Below are 14,689 nucleotides of genomic sequence, written 5' to 3'. Positions count from 1 at the left end.
TTAAAAAATGAAGTTAGCAGAAATATCGATCAAAAGACCATCCCTGGTAATCGTACTTTTTACGATTCTTACTCTGGGAGGTTTGTTAAGCTACTCCATGATGGGGTATGAGTTGATTCCGAAATTTGAAACCAACATGGTAACCATTTCCACGGTGTATCCTGGAGCTTCGCCAAGTGAGGTAGAAACTTCGGTAACCCGAAAGATTGAAGATGCCGTTGGTGCTTTGGAAAACGTAAAAAAAGTTGAAGCTTCATCATACGAAAGTTTGTCGGTAGTAATGGTTCAGCTGAATACCGGAGCTGATGTCAACTATGCCATGAATGACGCGCAAAGAAAAGTAAACGCTATTTTGGGAGATCTTCCTGAAGATGTTGATGCGCCTTCACTTCAAAAATTCTCATTAGATGATCTTCCCATTATCACCATGAGTGTTTCTAGTGATAAGCTGAACAATAAAGAATTATACGATCTTTTAGACAAGAAAATTGAGCCCATATTCTCACGTGTAAACGGAGTGGCGCAGGTTGATCTTGTCGGAGGTCAGGAAAGAGAAATTCAGGTTAATTTGGATGAAAAGAAAATGCAGGGTTACGGACTTTCTATAAGCGATGTACAACAGGCAATTTTGACTTCAAACCTTGATTTCCCAACTGGGGCATTAAAAACAAGAACTTCACGAGCAACTATCCGACTTTCAGGAAAGTACAGAGATGTTGCCGAAATGAATAATCTTGTGGTTTCTAATAAAAACGGAGCACAGGTACGACTTTCAGATATTGCAACCGTTTTTGATTCTCAAAAAGACACTGAAAAAGTAGCACGATACAATCAGTTGCCAACCATTTTAATGCAGGTTAAAAAACAATCCGATGCGAATGCGGTAACGGTTTCTGAATTAATTCAAAAAACTATTGGTCAGGTAGAAGGAAGTTTTAAAAATGAAGCTATAAAAGTAAAAATTGTGGATAATACCACCGATTTTACATTAGAAGCAGCTGACCACGTAATTTTTGACTTGTTTTTAGCTATTATTCTGGTGGCAGCAGTAATGCTCTTATTCTTGCATAATATCCGTAATGCCTTTATTGTAATGGTTTCTATACCGGTTTCATTAATCGCAACCGTAATCGGAATGTATTTAATGGGCTATACTTTAAACTTAATGAGTTTATTAGGACTTTCATTGGTGGTTGGTATCCTGGTGGATGATGCGATTGTGGTTTTAGAAAACGTTTACCGTCACATGGAAATGGGTAAAAGCCGAATTCGTGCAGCTTATGATGGAGCTTCAGAAATTGGATTTACAGTAACTGCTATCACACTGGTAATTGTGGTGGTGTTCTTGCCAATTGCGATGAGTTCCGGATTGGTATCTGATATTTTAGCACAATTTTGTGTGACCGTAGTAATTGCAACTATGTTCTCATTATTAGCGTCTTTCACCATTATTCCGTGGTTGTCTTCAAGATATGGAAAATTGGTTCATTTAACGGGTAAAAATCCTTTTGAAAGATTTATTCTCTGGTTTGAAAAACAATTGGATACTTTCACAAACTGGATTTCCGGAATTTTAGAGTGGTGCCTGAAAACAACTCTTAGAAGAGTTATGAGTGTTGTTTTGACATTCTTACTTCTTATTGTTACTACTATGGGTTTACTAGGCGGTGGATTCATTGGTGGTGAATTCTTCCCTAAAACAGACAGAGGTCAGTTTCTGGTACAAATGGAATTAACCAAAGATGCCTCGGTTGAAAAAACCAATCAGCTGACGTTAGACGTCGAAAAATTCCTTAGAAATGATAAAGAAGTAGTGGATATGATTACTACTGTGGGACAACAATCTACTGGTTTTGGGGCAGCTCAGGCTACTTTATACCAATCTGAAATTCAGGTAAATTTAGTTGACAAATCCCTGCGTGACGAAAGTACCGATATTAAATCGGCTAAAATAAAAAGAGCACTAGAAGAAAAATTCACAGGTGTTGAATTTAAAACAGCACCTATCGGATTAATGGGAGCTGATGCGGCACCAATTGAAATGGTAGTTACAGGTCCGGATAATGCAACAGCGAATAAAGAAGCAAATCGTATTTTGGAGTTGTTGAAAAAAGTACCGGGATCAGTTGATGCTGAGTTGTCATCAGATGGTGGCAGCCCGGAGGTTCAGGTAAATATCGACAGAGATAAAATGGCTTCTTTAGGCTTAAACTTAGCTAGTGTGGGACAGAACATGCAAACGGCTTTCAGCGGAAATACTGATGGTAAATTTAGAGCAGGAGAATATGAATATGATATCAATATTCGTTTTGGAGACGCCAGCAGACAATCAATTGAAGATGTAAGAAACCTGATGTTTACAAATCCTCAGGGAGAAAAAATTCGTTTGAGCCAGTTTGCAGATGTAAAAATGGGTTCAGGACCGAGTTTGTTAGAACGTAGGGATAAAGCGCCATCTGTAAAGGTAAAATCAAAAGTAGTAGGACGTCCGGTAGGAGATGTGGCTAACGAATGGGCAGCCATGTTTATGGATAACGAAAAAACCAAACCCGCAGGTGTAAGCTACATCTGGAGTGGTGATATGGAAAACCAGACTGAAGGTTTTGGTACCTTAGGAATTGCGCTGTTAGCGGCTATTATTCTTGTGTATCTGGTAATGGTATCATTATACGATTCGTTTGTATATCCTTTTGTGGTACTGTTCTCTATTCCGCTGGCATTAATCGGAGTTATGGTAATTCTGGCTTTGACAGGAAATTCTTTGAATATTTTTACCATGCTTGGTATGATTATGCTGATTGGTCTGGTAGCGAAAAATGCAATTATGATTGTCGATTTTGCCAATATGCGAAAAGCAGAAGGAGTCAATACGCATGATGCTTTAATTCAGGCAAACCATGCACGTCTTCGTCCGATTTTGATGACCACTATAGCGATGATTTTTGGTATGATTCCTATCGCAATTGCAAAAGGAGCCGGAGCCGAAATGAACAACGGTCTGGCCTGGGTAATTATCGGAGGTTTAACATCATCATTGTTCCTGACTTTGATTATTGTTCCTGTAGTATATTCATTGTTTGATTCTATTTTAAGAAGAATGGGCAAAGATGAAAAAGTAGATTACGATGCAGAAATGAAAGCCGATTACGACCACTTAGAAATGAGCGAAGATGGTTTCACTCCGAAACATAATCATTAATCGTTATAAATTTAATTTTTGATTTGTAAAAAACCTGTTTCATTAATTTGAGCAGGTTTTTTTATTTTTATAACAGTAACCCGCATCTTATTTGGAATAAATAAAAATAATTTGTTTTGTGTTACTTCAAAAACTAAATTTGCTGCATAAATTTCGGATTATGATAACAATAGCAAGTCTTATCGTTTTTTTAGCTTTTTACACTTTATATTACACTTCCAAAAGAGCTATTTTATCTTATGATTTAGGTTTTGAAAAATGGATGCAGAAAAACCCAAAACAAACCAAAATCACAGGATTAGTTTTGCTTTTATCTGCCTATTTGTTTTGGCTTTCTACAAAATCACTGGGCTGCGGGACTTTGATGTTTTTTATTCAGCTAATGGCCGTTGGAAGTTTAATTGTGATATTGGCGCCGCTCAAAAAAATAAGCCGAATAACATTGTTATGCCTTTTCATAATTGTCGCTTTATTAGAATTTTATTACGCCTAAACCATGCCTGCAAATCCTAAATACTTAACTCAGTCTAAATGGCAAAGGTTTGCCAAAATTACAGCTGCCATATTGGGCGGTTACTTTGTTTCGGTTACCTTTCATTTAGCATTAGCTTCATGGTTCAACAGAGCTGATATACTCATCACAATGGCTTTTAGTGGTTTCATTCTTTGGGTAGCATTCATGGTTATTGCTTTTTTAGCCAAAAATGGATGGAAAATCTGGATGGTTTACATATCCCTTTCAATCATTTTCTCTCTTTTAATATATCTGGGACAAACCTATAATCCAACTGCATAATAACCCATGAGTAATCGTAATTATAATATTTATTTTCATACGCATACTGTTAGCGGAATTGTTATCAGCGTCGTTCTTTTTGTGATTTTCTTTGCCGGTTCATTTTCTTTCTTCAGGGACGAAATCATCAATTGGGAAAAAAATGAATCAGCTCCTGTTTCACGGGAAATTGATTTAAACTACGATGCTGCCTTAAAAATACTTGACAAAGAATATATTCTGCACGGTCGAAATATCACCATTTCTAAACACAGTAACGAAAGAAGGGTAAACATTTATGCAGAAGGGACCAAAGATACTTTGGCACCAGCAAAACAAAAAGAAGGCAGTTTTTTTTATCTGGATACCAAAAATTATAAAACATCAACCTACGAAGAATCGTATTCTCTTGGAGAGTTCTTATATCGTCTTCATTTCCTCGCTCAGATTCCGTATCCTGTAGGATATTACCTTTCCGGTTTTATTGCTCTGTTTTTCTTATTTGCAATTGTGACCGGGGTTTTGTTACACTGGAAAAAAATTGTGTCTAATTTTTATGTATTTCGCCCAAAAGAAAAGCTTAAAACATTATGGACTGATGCGCATACAGCATTAGGAATGATTGGGTTGCCTTTTCAGTTTGTATATGCAGTGACTGGTGCTTTTTTTATGATTAAACTTCTCATCGTGGCTCCTGCAGTTATGACACTTTACAAAGGCGATCAGGATAAATTATACAAAGAACTCGAATATACAGATCCTGAGTTTAAGTTTGACAACAAAAAATTAGCAGCCCCTTTTAACATCAATAAGTTAGTTTCTAAAGCAAAAAGTAATTGGAAGGATTTTGAAATTACCCGTGTAATGATTCAGAACTACGGCGATACCAACATGCATGTTTTAGTTGAAGGCGAATTATTAAGAACCAAAAAATTTACGGGAATCGGAAAAGTAGTTTACCGCATTGCTGACGGAAAAGAAGTTGCAAGGAAAAACCCTGAAACACAAAATCATTATTTAGATATTGTTAAAAATGTTTTATACCGCATCCATTTTGGTGACTACGGTGGCTATGCCCTGAAAATAGTAAGCTTTGTTTTAGGAATTATAACCTGCTTTGTAATTATTTCAGGCGTTATGATCTGGCTGATTGCAAGAGATAAAAAAAACATGCCCGAAAAAAAACGCCGTTTCAATGAAGGAGTTGTCCGTATTTATCTGGCTATTTGCTTAAGCATGTACCCTGTTACAGCATTGGCTTTTATATCTGTAAAATTATTTCATTTGAGCCAGTCTGATCTTTACAGCGTTTACTTTATAGGATGGCTAGTATTAACAGTCTTTTTTATCATTAAAAAGAATGATGCTTTTACCAATAAATGGTGCCTGATTTCAGGAAGTGTTTTAGGCTTTTTAATTCCGCTTACAAATGGAATCGTTACCGGAAACTGGTTTTGGAGTTCTTTCCTGCAAAACAGGATTCAGATTTTCTTTATTGATGTTTTCTGGATTGTGCTGGCATCAATTACACTATATGTTGCTTTTTCATTAAAACCAAAAGATAATACAGCAGCAGAAATATAAAAAAAGGAGAAAATTGAATTCAATTTTCTCCTTTTTTAGTTACTGAAATTAACTTAATTTCTCTGAGCAACAACTTTTTCTTCTAAATTTTTAACCGAATTAATTTTGCTGTTAGAATAATCTACCTGGCAAATGTTTTTGTCATTAAAGAAAATCCATTTTCCGGTTTTCAATCCGTTTGAATATTCTGCGATAGCTTTTTTATTTCCATTTTCGTCATAAGATACCCAGACGCCATCCAATTTACCTTCTTTAAAAAAGCCTTCCTGCTGTACTTTTCCATTTTCATAATAATAAGTAGCTCTTACTTTATTTCCAACAGCTTCTAATTCAGGTTTTGTTTCTTGTGCAACTAAAATTCCAGAGAACAATATTGCAACTAAAATTACACACTTTTTCATATCTTTAGGTATTAATGTTATCAAATCTTTATCAAATATAATTAATTGTTTACATTAAAAAAACTTTTGCTTAACAATTTGGTAACATTAAATAAAAGCTTAACATTGGAAATGATCCGGATATAAAAAAACCAATGCTCAGGCATTGGTTTTACTGGGATTTTTAAAGATGGCTAAAAATTACGATAACGTTGTAAATTTCATGAATTATGTAAATATTTTAGTTCAATAATGCGTCTAATTGTTTTTCAAGATCCGGAGATGAAGGTCTTTCTGCATCCGGATTTACAATATTCCCTTTTGGATCAATCAATATAAATCTTGGAATTCCGGTTACACCATAACTCATAACAAATTGAGATTCCCAATCTTTGTCTGCAAATAACTGAATTCCACCTAAGTTTTTATCAGCTACAAATTTCTTCCATTTTTCATTGTCTTTAGCTTTGTCAATTGAAATGCTGACAAATTCAATATTTTTGCCATGGTATTTCTCTTCAATTTTTTGCAAAAAAGGAATTTCTGCCCTGCAAGGCCCGCACCATGTTGCCCAAAGATCAATGTAAACATATTTCCCTTTCAGGTCAGAAAGCTTTGTTTTGCCGCCTTTATAGTTTTCATAATCAAAATCCGGCGAAGGTGTTCCTTTCAGTTTGTTCGCTTTTGCTGTGCTTTCATACGTCTGTGCAGCATATTGGCTAAATTGTGCAAATGAATTTTTCAAAGCCATTTGAAACTCAGGATCAAATTTCCCTTTTTCAATATTTTCCACATCCGATTTTATTTTTGCATCTAAAAGCGCTTTAAACTCTCCTTCACTCTTAGAAAAAGCTTCATTTTGAAATTTTTCATTGCTCAGAGTATATTGAGCCAGAAAATTGCTTTCATCTACCCCTTTTCCTTTATAAACAATCGTTTCATCAAATTGTTTCGCATCCATCGTCAGATTAACTTCAGAATTAGGCTTCAAATACAAACCGGAAACTTCAGTTCCGTCAGAAAATTGATAAAATCCTTTCGGGGCTTCAAAAGTAGCTGCAAAAATGCCTTTTTTATCAACAGGTATGATTTGACTAAAATTATTAGCGCCGCGAATAACTAAAGTATCGCTGTTTCTATTCGCAATTTTAGCAGTAAACTTGATTTTATCCTTAGTTTGTGCATTAACATTAAAAATGCTGAACATAATTAGAGTTAAAAGAATAGCTTTTTTCATAATGGAAGTATTTATTTTGAGTTCCAAAGCTAAAGAAATTCTATGTAAGAAAATTAGGCGTTAACAAAATATTTCAAATTTATAAAGCATCATGTTATTACTTTTCTGTATTAATTTGAATTTTGTGTTTACTTTTGCAGTCTAAAATTTTCATCAATGTATAGAAGTCATAATTGCGGCGAGCTAAACGCCTCAAATATTAATACCGAAGTTACACTTGCGGGCTGGGTGCAAAAATCACGTGATAAAGGATTTATGAATTGGGTTGATTTACGTGACCGTTACGGAATTACACAACTTATTTTTGACGAAAGCCGTACCGATACAACTGTTTTCGAATTAGCAAAAACGCTGGGAAGAGAGTTTGTAATTCAGGTAAAAGGAACTGTCATTGAGCGCGAAGCCAAAAACAAAAACATTCCGACTGGTGAAATCGAAATTTTAGTTTCAGAATTAACAATCCTGAATTCAGCTTTAACTCCTCCATTTACAATTGAAGATGAAACTGATGGCGGAGAAGACATCAGAATGAAATACCGCTACTTGGATATCAGAAGAAACCCGGTAAAAAACAGCTTGTTATTCCGCCACAAAGTGGCAATGGAAGTTCGTAAATATCTGTCAGATTTAGATTTCTGCGAAGTTGAAACGCCATACTTAATCAAATCAACTCCGGAAGGAGCAAGAGATTTCGTTGTTCCAAGCAGAATGAACGAAGGACAGTTTTATGCATTGCCGCAGTCTCCACAGACTTTCAAACAACTTTTGATGGTTGGTGGAATGGATAAATATTTCCAGATTGTGAAATGTTTCCGTGACGAAGATTTACGTGCAGACCGTCAGCCGGAGTTTACGCAAATTGACTGCGAAATGGCATTTGTGGAGCAAGAAGATATTTTGAATATTTTCGAAGGATTGACAAGACATTTATTAAAAGAAATCAAAGGTATTGAAGTAGATAAATTCCCAAGAATTACCTACGACTATGCCATGAAAACATACGGAAACGACAAACCGGACATTCGTTTCGGAATGAAATTTGGCGAATTAAACGAATTTGCACAACATAAAGAATTCCCTGTATTCAATGCAGCAGAGTTGGTTGTGGGAATTGCGGTTCCCGGAGCCGGAAATTATACCCGTAAAGAAATCGACGGATTGATTGACTGGGTAAAACGTCCTCAGGTTGGTGCATCCGGAATGGTTTATGTAAAATGCAACGAAGACGGAACTTTTAAATCTTCTGTAGATAAATTTTACGATCAGCAAGATTTAACAAATTGGGCAAAAGCAACGGAAGCAAAGCCAGGCGATATGATTTTTGTACTTTCAGGACCTGCAAACAAAACACGTGCACAACTGTCTGCACTTCGTATGGAATTAGCAACACGTTTAGGATTACGTAATCCTGAAGAATTTGCTCCGCTATGGGTTGTGGATTTCCCATTATTGGAATTTGACGAAGAAAGCGGCCGTTACCACGCCATGCACCACCCGTTTACTTCTCCAAAACCAGAAGACATTGCATTGTTAGAAACAGCACCAGGAAAAGTTCGTGCAAATGCGTATGATATGGTTTTAAACGGAAATGAAATTGGTGGAGGATCTATCCGTATTCACGATAAAGCGACACAACAGTTAATGTTCAAATATTTAGGTTTTACCGAAGAAGAAGCAAAAGCACAATTCGGGTTCTTAATGGATGCATTTCAGTTTGGAGCACCGCCACATGGAGGTTTAGCATTTGGTTTAGACAGATTAGTTGCTATTTTAGGAGGTCAGGAAACGATTAGGGATTTTATTGCTTTCCCTAAAAACAATTCAGGCCGCGATGTGATGATTGATGCACCAGCTGCAATTGATGATTCCCAACTCAAAGAATTATCGATTAAACTGGATTTGAAATAGTTAAATAAAATTTTACAAGAAAAAAATAGAAAGAGTGACTGATTTATGTCGCTCTTTTTTCTTTTTTTGAAATTATTGTAAGAATTTCAAAAAAATCGAATTTTTAATAAGTAGTCCGTTTATTACAATAAAATAAGTGTTGAAATTGCTTTATTTTTAATAAATGAATCTAAATTTAAAGATATTCATATGAATTTTTAAGTAATAAAAACACAGAAATCACTGTAAATCAATATTTTTTACAAAAAATTAACACGTACATGTCTTTTGTATCAGTTAATATGTTACATTTGCTTTATTATAAATTATTATTACAATTACAATGCGTACAGGTACAGTAAAATTTTTCAATGAGTCTAAAGGTTATGGATTCATTACAGACGAAGAAACAGGAAAAGACATCTTCGTTCACGCTTCAGGAATTAACGCGGAAGAATTACGCGAAGGTGACCGTGTAAGCTACGAAGAAGAAGAAGGAAGAAAAGGGAAAGTTGCTGCTAAAGTAGCAGTAATCTAAGAAAAATATAGCATTTTATTTTTTTTGCCTCTGAATGGTTAGAAAACGTTTCGATTTATTTCGAAACGTTTTTTTTTGGTTTCTTGTTAAAAAAATGCAAAAGTCTGACCTTTTATTTATAATCAGTAAAAATTACACTTAATCCATATTATGCACTATACTTAAATCATTTTTTAGCTTGTGATTTACAGAGTTGAAAGCTATCTTTGTTGCTATTTTTTAAGTAAAAAACCTAAGTTTATGCAATCTGATCAATACAGCTATCTACCTATATTAATGCAGCTTATACTGGCTGTTGGCTTCGTAGTGGGCACTATCATTATTTCCGGAAAATTAGGCCCAAGAAGAACTTCAGAAACAAAAGACAAAAACTTCGAATGTGGTATCGAATCTGTTGGAAATGCCCGTATTCCGTTTTCAGTAAAGTATTTCCTTGTAGCCATTTTGTTTGTATTGTTTGACGTAGAAGTTATTTTCCTATATCCATGGGCCGTAAATTTTAAAGAGCTGGGAATTGAAGGAATGCTGAAAATGATTGTTTTTATGGCTTTGCTTTTAATTGGTTTTTTCTATATCATCAAAAAAAGAGCTTTAGACTGGGAATAATAAGAGATTTCAGATTTTAGAATGTAGATTTTAGATTATCTAAAGCCTGCTTCAATTTAAAGTTTGAACTCAAAATAAACTGATTTAAAAAATTGATTTTCTATTTTCAAGATTTATTAAGATCTAAAATCAGAAATCAGAAATCTAAAATAAAATGAGCGATTCAAATGTAAATATGGTTGCCCCTCCTGAAGGTGTTGTTGGTGAAGGTTTTTTTGCCACAAAACTAAATGACGTTGTAGGTCTGGCACGCGCGAATTCTCTTTGGCCATTGCCTTTCGCGACTTCATGCTGCGGAATCGAATTTATGGCAACTATGGCATCACATTACGATTTGGCACGATTTGGCTCTGAACGTGTGAGTTTCTCTCCCCGTCAGGCTGATATGTTAATGGTAATGGGAACTATTTCTAAAAAAATGGCACCAATCTTAAGACAGGTTTACGAACAAATGTCTGAGCCTCGTTGGGTAATTGCTGTTGGAGCTTGTGCTTCTTCAGGCGGAATTTTTGACACTTACTCTGTTTTACAAGGTATTGACAAAGTGATACCGGTTGATGTTTACGTGCCTGGATGTCCTCCAAGACCCGAACAAATTGTTGACGGCGTAATGAAACTGCAGGAATTGGTAAAAAACGAATCTGTGAGACGAAGAAGCTCTCCGGAATACCAGGAATTATTAGCTTCCTATAATATCTCATAAAATGGCTTTAGAAAATACACTGATCCAGGATAAACTTGTACAAACATTCAATACTGATGTTTTTAACTTTCATGAAGAAAGAGATATTTTCACTTTAGAGGTTTCAGCTGATAAAATTACAGCCGTGATTCTTTTCCTGAAAAATGATACTGATTTACGTTTCCACTTTCTAACTGATTTATGCGGTGTTCACTATCCGGATAACGAATCAGAACGTCAGTTTGCTATTGTATATCATTTACATAACTGGTACGACAACAAACGCATCAGAGTCAAAGTGTATCTTAACGGCGAGAAACCGGAAATCAAAACGATTTCAAATATTTTCTTAAGTTCAAACTGGATGGAAAGAGAAACATATGATTTCTTTGGGATAAACTTTATTGGGCATCCACAATTGAAACGTATTCTGAACATGGACGAAATGGTCTCTTTTCCTATGAGAAAGGAATTCCCAATGGAAGACAGCGGAAGAACGGATAAAGACGACAGATTCTTTGGAAGAACAACAACAAATTGCTAAAAAATAAATAATTCAACATTATAAAATGTCAGAACTATTATTATCACCAGAGCATCGATATGCTAAAATAATAAAGGACAAACTTAACGAAGACGGAAGCGAGCTTTCAGTTCTGAATTTAGGTCCTACACATCCGGCTACCCACGGTATTTTTCAGAATATCCTGTTGATGGATGGTGAAAGAATTCTGGAAGCTGAACCGACCATTGGTTACATCCACAGAGCATTCGAAAAAATTGCTGAAAACCGTCCTTTTTACCAAATTACCCCTCTTACAGACCGTATGAACTATTGCTCCTCTCCTATCAATAATATGGGATGGTGGATGACTTTAGAAAAATTACTGGGAATTGAAGTTCCAAAAAGAGCTCAATATTTAAGAGTTATCGTAATGGAGCTCGCCCGTATTACAGATCACTTAATCTGTAACTCGATTTTAGGTGTTGACACTGGTGCTTATACCGGTTTCCTGTACGTTTTCCAGTTTAGAGAAAAAATATACGAAATCTACGAAGAAATTTGTGGTGCCCGTTTGACAACCAATATGGGAAGAATCGGTGGTTTTGAAAGAGACTGGTCTCCTGAAGCTTTCAAAAAACTGAATACTTTCCTTGAAGAATTTCCTCCTGTTTGGAAAGAATTCGAAAACCTGTTCGAGAGAAACAGAATTTTTATTGACAGAACTGTAAACGTAGGCGCAATCTCGGCAGAGAAAGCAATGGCTTACGGATTTACAGGACCAAACTTACGTGCTGCGGGAGTTGATTATGACGTTCGTGTTGCACAGCCCTACTCATCTTACGAGGATTTTGACTTTATAGTTCCTGTTGGAAAATCAGGTGACACTTACGATCGTTTTTGTGTTCGTAATGCTGAAGTTTGGGAAAGTTTAAGCATTATTCGTCAGGCGTTGGACAAAATGCCTCCAGGAAACGAATATCATGCAGAAGTTCCTGATTATTACCTGCCTCCCAAAGAAGACGTTTACACTTCAATGGAATCCCTGATTTATCACTTTAAGATTGTAATGGGAGAAGTTCCTGTACCGGTTGCAGAAATTTACCATCCGGTTGAAGGAGGAAATGGAGAAATCGGATTTTATTTAGTCACAGACGGAAGCAGAACTCCATACAGATTGCATTTCAGAAGACCTTGCTTTATATATTATCAGGCTTATCCTGAAATGATTAAAGGGGCTTTACTATCGGATGCAATTGTTATTTTGTCAAGTTTAAATGTAATTGCCGGAGAATTAGACGCTTAAAAGATTTCAGATTGTTGATTAACGATTTTAGATTTCAGATTTAGAAAAAAATGGAAAGAAAACAGTACAAACAAGAAATAAATATGACTGAAGCATTGATGAATCGCATCAATGAATTAATCAGTCATTATCCTGAAGACAGAAGAAAATCAGCTCTGTTGCCTGTTTTGCACGAAGTGCAGGATGCACATGATAACTGGCTGAGTATCGAATTGCAGGATAAAGTTGCTGAAATTTTACATATCAAACCAATTGAGGTTTACGAAGTGGTTACTTTTTACACTATGTACAACCAAAAACCAATTGGAAAATACATGTTCGAATTTTGCCAGACTTCTTGTTGTTGTTTAAATGGTGCTGAAAATTTAATGGACTACACTTCTGAAAAACTAGGCATTAAAATGGGTGAAACAACTCCGGACGGAATGTTTACCATTGCCGGTGTGGAATGTTTAGGTGCCTGCGGATACGCTCCGATGTTGCAGTTAGGCGATTTCTACAAAGAAAAACTGACAGAGGAAAAAATCGATCAGTTAATCGCTGATTGCAGAGATGATAAAATAATATTACACGATAAATAAGATGTCAAAGAAAATATTATTAGACAAAATCAACATTCCGGGTATTAAGACCTATGAAGTCTATCGTCAAAACGGCGGTTATGCTTCTGTGGAAAAAGCTTTAAAAACCCTTACTCCTGACGAAGTTGTTGAAGAAGTAAAAAAATCAGGAATCAGAGGTCGTGGTGGGGCTGGTTTCCCGGCTGGAATGAAATGGAGTTTTATTGATAAAAAATCCGGAAAACCAAGACATTTAGTCTGCAACGCTGACGAATCTGAGCCAGGAACTTTCAAAGATCGTTATTTGATGGAATTTATTCCTCACTTATTGATAGAAGGAATGATTACTTCAAGTTTTGCACTTGGCGCAAACCTTTCCTACATCTATATCCGTGGAGAGTATATGTGGGTTTTCAAAATTTTGGAAAAAGCAATCAACGAAGCAAGAGCTGCTGGTTGGTTAGGAAAAAATATATTAGGTACAGGTTACGATTTAGATTTATATGTGCACTGCGGAGCAGGAGCTTACATTTGCGGAGAAGAAACTGCGCTTATTGAATCTTTGGAAGGAAAAAGAGGAAACCCTCGTATCAAACCGCCTTTCCCGGCTGTATCAGGTCTTTGGGCAAACCCAACAGTGGTTAACAATGTTGAGACTATTGCAGCTGTGCCGTGGATTATAAACAATTCTGGTGATGAGTATGCTAAAATTGGTCTTGGCCGTTCAACAGGAACGAAATTAATCTCAGCTTCAGGAAACATTAAAAACCCTGGTGTTTACGAAATAGAGTTAGGCTTAAGCGTTGATGAATTCATGAATTCTGATGAATATCTGGGAGGAATGTCTACAAGCCGACCTTTAAAAGCTTTGGTTCCGGGTGGTTCATCTGTGCCAATTTTACCTGCAGAGCTGATTTTCAAAACTGCAAATGGCGAAGACCGTTTAATGACATACGAATCTTTGAGTGATGGTGGTTTTGCTACCGGATCGATGTTAGGTTCTGGCGGGTTTATTGTTTACGATGACAGAGCCTGTATTGTAAGAAACACCTGGAATTTTGCACGTTTTTACCATCACGAATCCTGCGGACAATGTACCCCTTGCCGTGAAGGAACCGGATGGCTGGAAAAAATACTATGGAGAATTGAAAACGGTCAGGGCCGTGAGGAAGATATCGAGTTGTTATGGAGTATTCAAAGCAAAATTGAAGGAAATACGATCTGCCCACTTGGTGATGCGGCTTCGTGGCCGGTAGCAGCAGCGATTCGTCATTTCAGAGATGAGTTTGAATACCATGTTCGTTTCCCGGAAAAAATAAAACACAGAGATCATTTTGTTGCTGAACCATTTTCGCAAGTGAAACATTTGGTAGGCGGTAAGGTAATCGTATAATAAAAATATAAAAGAATTACGAAGTTATATATTAAAAGGA

General features: G+C 36.1%; 14 protein-coding genes. 12 read left to right on the top strand and 2 right to left on the bottom strand.

What is annotated here, in order from left to right:
* Nucleotides 1-7: 7 nt before the first annotated feature.
* The 4 genes from GXM17_RS13565 to GXM17_RS13550 all read left to right on the top strand — a co-directional run bounded on the left by GXM17_RS13565 (nt 8) and on the right by GXM17_RS13550 (nt 5,558).
* Nucleotides 8-3,199 carry an efflux RND transporter permease subunit gene (locus GXM17_RS13565; protein ID WP_163399864.1) on the top strand — a complete coding sequence of 1,064 codons (3,192 nt, stop codon included), beginning with the start codon at nt 8-10 and terminating at the stop codon, nt 3,197-3,199.
* A gap of 160 nt (nt 3,200-3,359) precedes the next feature.
* Entirely contained in the window at nt 3,360-3,692 is a 333-nt protein-coding gene (locus tag GXM17_RS13560; protein ID WP_163399863.1) for a hypothetical protein, read from the top strand.
* A 3-nt stretch (nt 3,693-3,695) separates the two neighbouring features.
* Nucleotides 3,696-3,995: a hypothetical protein gene (locus GXM17_RS13555; protein ID WP_163399862.1), complete on the top strand. Its 300-nt coding sequence runs from the start codon at nt 3,696-3,698 to the stop codon at nt 3,993-3,995.
* Between the two features lie 6 nt (nt 3,996-4,001).
* Nucleotides 4,002-5,558, top strand: coding sequence for a PepSY-associated TM helix domain-containing protein (locus GXM17_RS13550; RefSeq protein ID WP_163399861.1), 1,557 nt, complete (start codon nt 4,002-4,004; stop codon nt 5,556-5,558).
* A 53-nt stretch (nt 5,559-5,611) separates the two neighbouring features.
* On the opposite strand, the gene GXM17_RS13545 is transcribed toward GXM17_RS13550, so the two are convergent.
* On the bottom strand, nt 5,612-5,959 hold the full coding sequence (locus tag GXM17_RS13545; protein ID WP_163399860.1) for a toxin-antitoxin system YwqK family antitoxin: 348 nt from the start codon (nt 5,957-5,959) through the stop codon (nt 5,612-5,614).
* A gap of 220 nt (nt 5,960-6,179) precedes the next feature.
* Nucleotides 6,180-7,175 carry a TlpA family protein disulfide reductase gene (locus GXM17_RS13540; protein WP_163399859.1) on the bottom strand — a complete coding sequence of 332 codons (996 nt, stop codon included), beginning with the start codon at nt 7,173-7,175 and terminating at the stop codon, nt 6,180-6,182.
* A 156-nt stretch (nt 7,176-7,331) separates the two neighbouring features.
* Here GXM17_RS13540 and aspS point away from each other — a divergent pair, with 156 nt between their 5' ends.
* The 8 genes from aspS (at nt 7,332) to nuoF (ending at nt 14,649) form a co-directional block, all read left to right on the top strand.
* Nucleotides 7,332-9,083, top strand: coding sequence for an aspartate--tRNA ligase (gene aspS, locus GXM17_RS13535; RefSeq protein WP_163399858.1), 1,752 nt, complete (start codon nt 7,332-7,334; stop codon nt 9,081-9,083).
* A gap of 322 nt (nt 9,084-9,405) precedes the next feature.
* A complete protein-coding gene (locus GXM17_RS13530; RefSeq protein ID WP_007137066.1) occupies nt 9,406-9,600 on the top strand; it encodes a cold-shock protein in 195 nt (64 codons plus the stop codon).
* Between the two features lie 240 nt (nt 9,601-9,840).
* Nucleotides 9,841-10,206 carry an NADH-quinone oxidoreductase subunit A gene (locus GXM17_RS13525; protein WP_163399857.1) on the top strand — a complete coding sequence of 122 codons (366 nt, stop codon included), beginning with the start codon at nt 9,841-9,843 and terminating at the stop codon, nt 10,204-10,206.
* Nucleotides 10,207-10,360: 154 nt separating this feature from the next.
* Complete coding sequence (locus GXM17_RS13520) at nt 10,361-10,909, top strand: NADH-quinone oxidoreductase subunit B (RefSeq protein ID WP_163391742.1); 549 nt, start codon at nt 10,361-10,363, stop codon at nt 10,907-10,909.
* A 1-nt stretch (nt 10,910) separates the two neighbouring features.
* Nucleotides 10,911-11,432 (top strand): NADH-quinone oxidoreductase subunit C, encoded by a 522-nt coding sequence (locus GXM17_RS13515; RefSeq protein WP_163399856.1) that lies wholly within the window; start codon nt 10,911-10,913, stop codon nt 11,430-11,432.
* Nucleotides 11,433-11,457: 25 nt separating this feature from the next.
* Nucleotides 11,458-12,696 carry an NADH-quinone oxidoreductase subunit D gene (locus GXM17_RS13510; RefSeq protein ID WP_163399855.1) on the top strand — a complete coding sequence of 413 codons (1,239 nt, stop codon included), beginning with the start codon at nt 11,458-11,460 and terminating at the stop codon, nt 12,694-12,696.
* A 50-nt stretch (nt 12,697-12,746) separates the two neighbouring features.
* A complete protein-coding gene (locus GXM17_RS13505; RefSeq protein WP_163399854.1) occupies nt 12,747-13,277 on the top strand; it encodes a complex I 24 kDa subunit family protein in 531 nt (176 codons plus the stop codon).
* 1 nt (nt 13,278) lies between these two features.
* The gene (gene nuoF, locus GXM17_RS13500; RefSeq protein ID WP_163399853.1) at nt 13,279-14,649 is read left to right on the top strand and encodes an NADH-quinone oxidoreductase subunit NuoF; all 1,371 of its coding nucleotides are present in this window, start codon (nt 13,279-13,281) and stop codon (nt 14,647-14,649) included.
* The last annotated feature ends 40 nt before the right edge of the window (nt 14,650-14,689 follow it).

The organism is Flavobacterium fluviatile, from assembly GCF_010645065.1.
Taxonomy (GTDB): Bacteria; Bacteroidota; Bacteroidia; order Flavobacteriales; family Flavobacteriaceae; genus Flavobacterium; species Flavobacterium fluviatile.
Note: the sequence above shows the minus strand (reverse complement) of the source record. Positions and strands in the feature narration are given on the sequence as shown.

Coding starts and splice junctions, on each gene's coding strand:
- GXM17_RS13525 (WP_163399857.1), top strand. CDS start 9,841: ATGCAATCTGATCAATACAGCTATCTACCTATATTAATGCAGCTTATA.
- GXM17_RS13515 (WP_163399856.1), top strand. CDS start 10,911: ATGGCTTTAGAAAATACACTGATCCAGGATAAACTTGTACAAACATTC.
- GXM17_RS13565 (WP_163399864.1), top strand. CDS start 8: ATGAAGTTAGCAGAAATATCGATCAAAAGACCATCCCTGGTAATCGTA.
- GXM17_RS13560 (WP_163399863.1), top strand. CDS start 3,360: ATGATAACAATAGCAAGTCTTATCGTTTTTTTAGCTTTTTACACTTTA.
- GXM17_RS13540 (WP_163399859.1), bottom strand. CDS start 7,175: ATGAAAAAAGCTATTCTTTTAACTCTAATTATGTTCAGCATTTTTAAT.
- GXM17_RS13550 (WP_163399861.1), top strand. CDS start 4,002: ATGAGTAATCGTAATTATAATATTTATTTTCATACGCATACTGTTAGC.
- aspS (WP_163399858.1), top strand. CDS start 7,332: ATGTATAGAAGTCATAATTGCGGCGAGCTAAACGCCTCAAATATTAAT.
- GXM17_RS13545 (WP_163399860.1), bottom strand. CDS start 5,959: ATGAAAAAGTGTGTAATTTTAGTTGCAATATTGTTCTCTGGAATTTTA.
- GXM17_RS13505 (WP_163399854.1), top strand. CDS start 12,747: ATGGAAAGAAAACAGTACAAACAAGAAATAAATATGACTGAAGCATTG.
- GXM17_RS13510 (WP_163399855.1), top strand. CDS start 11,458: ATGTCAGAACTATTATTATCACCAGAGCATCGATATGCTAAAATAATA.
- GXM17_RS13520 (WP_163391742.1), top strand. CDS start 10,361: ATGAGCGATTCAAATGTAAATATGGTTGCCCCTCCTGAAGGTGTTGTT.
- GXM17_RS13530 (WP_007137066.1), top strand. CDS start 9,406: ATGCGTACAGGTACAGTAAAATTTTTCAATGAGTCTAAAGGTTATGGA.
- GXM17_RS13555 (WP_163399862.1), top strand. CDS start 3,696: ATGCCTGCAAATCCTAAATACTTAACTCAGTCTAAATGGCAAAGGTTT.
- nuoF (WP_163399853.1), top strand. CDS start 13,279: ATGTCAAAGAAAATATTATTAGACAAAATCAACATTCCGGGTATTAAG.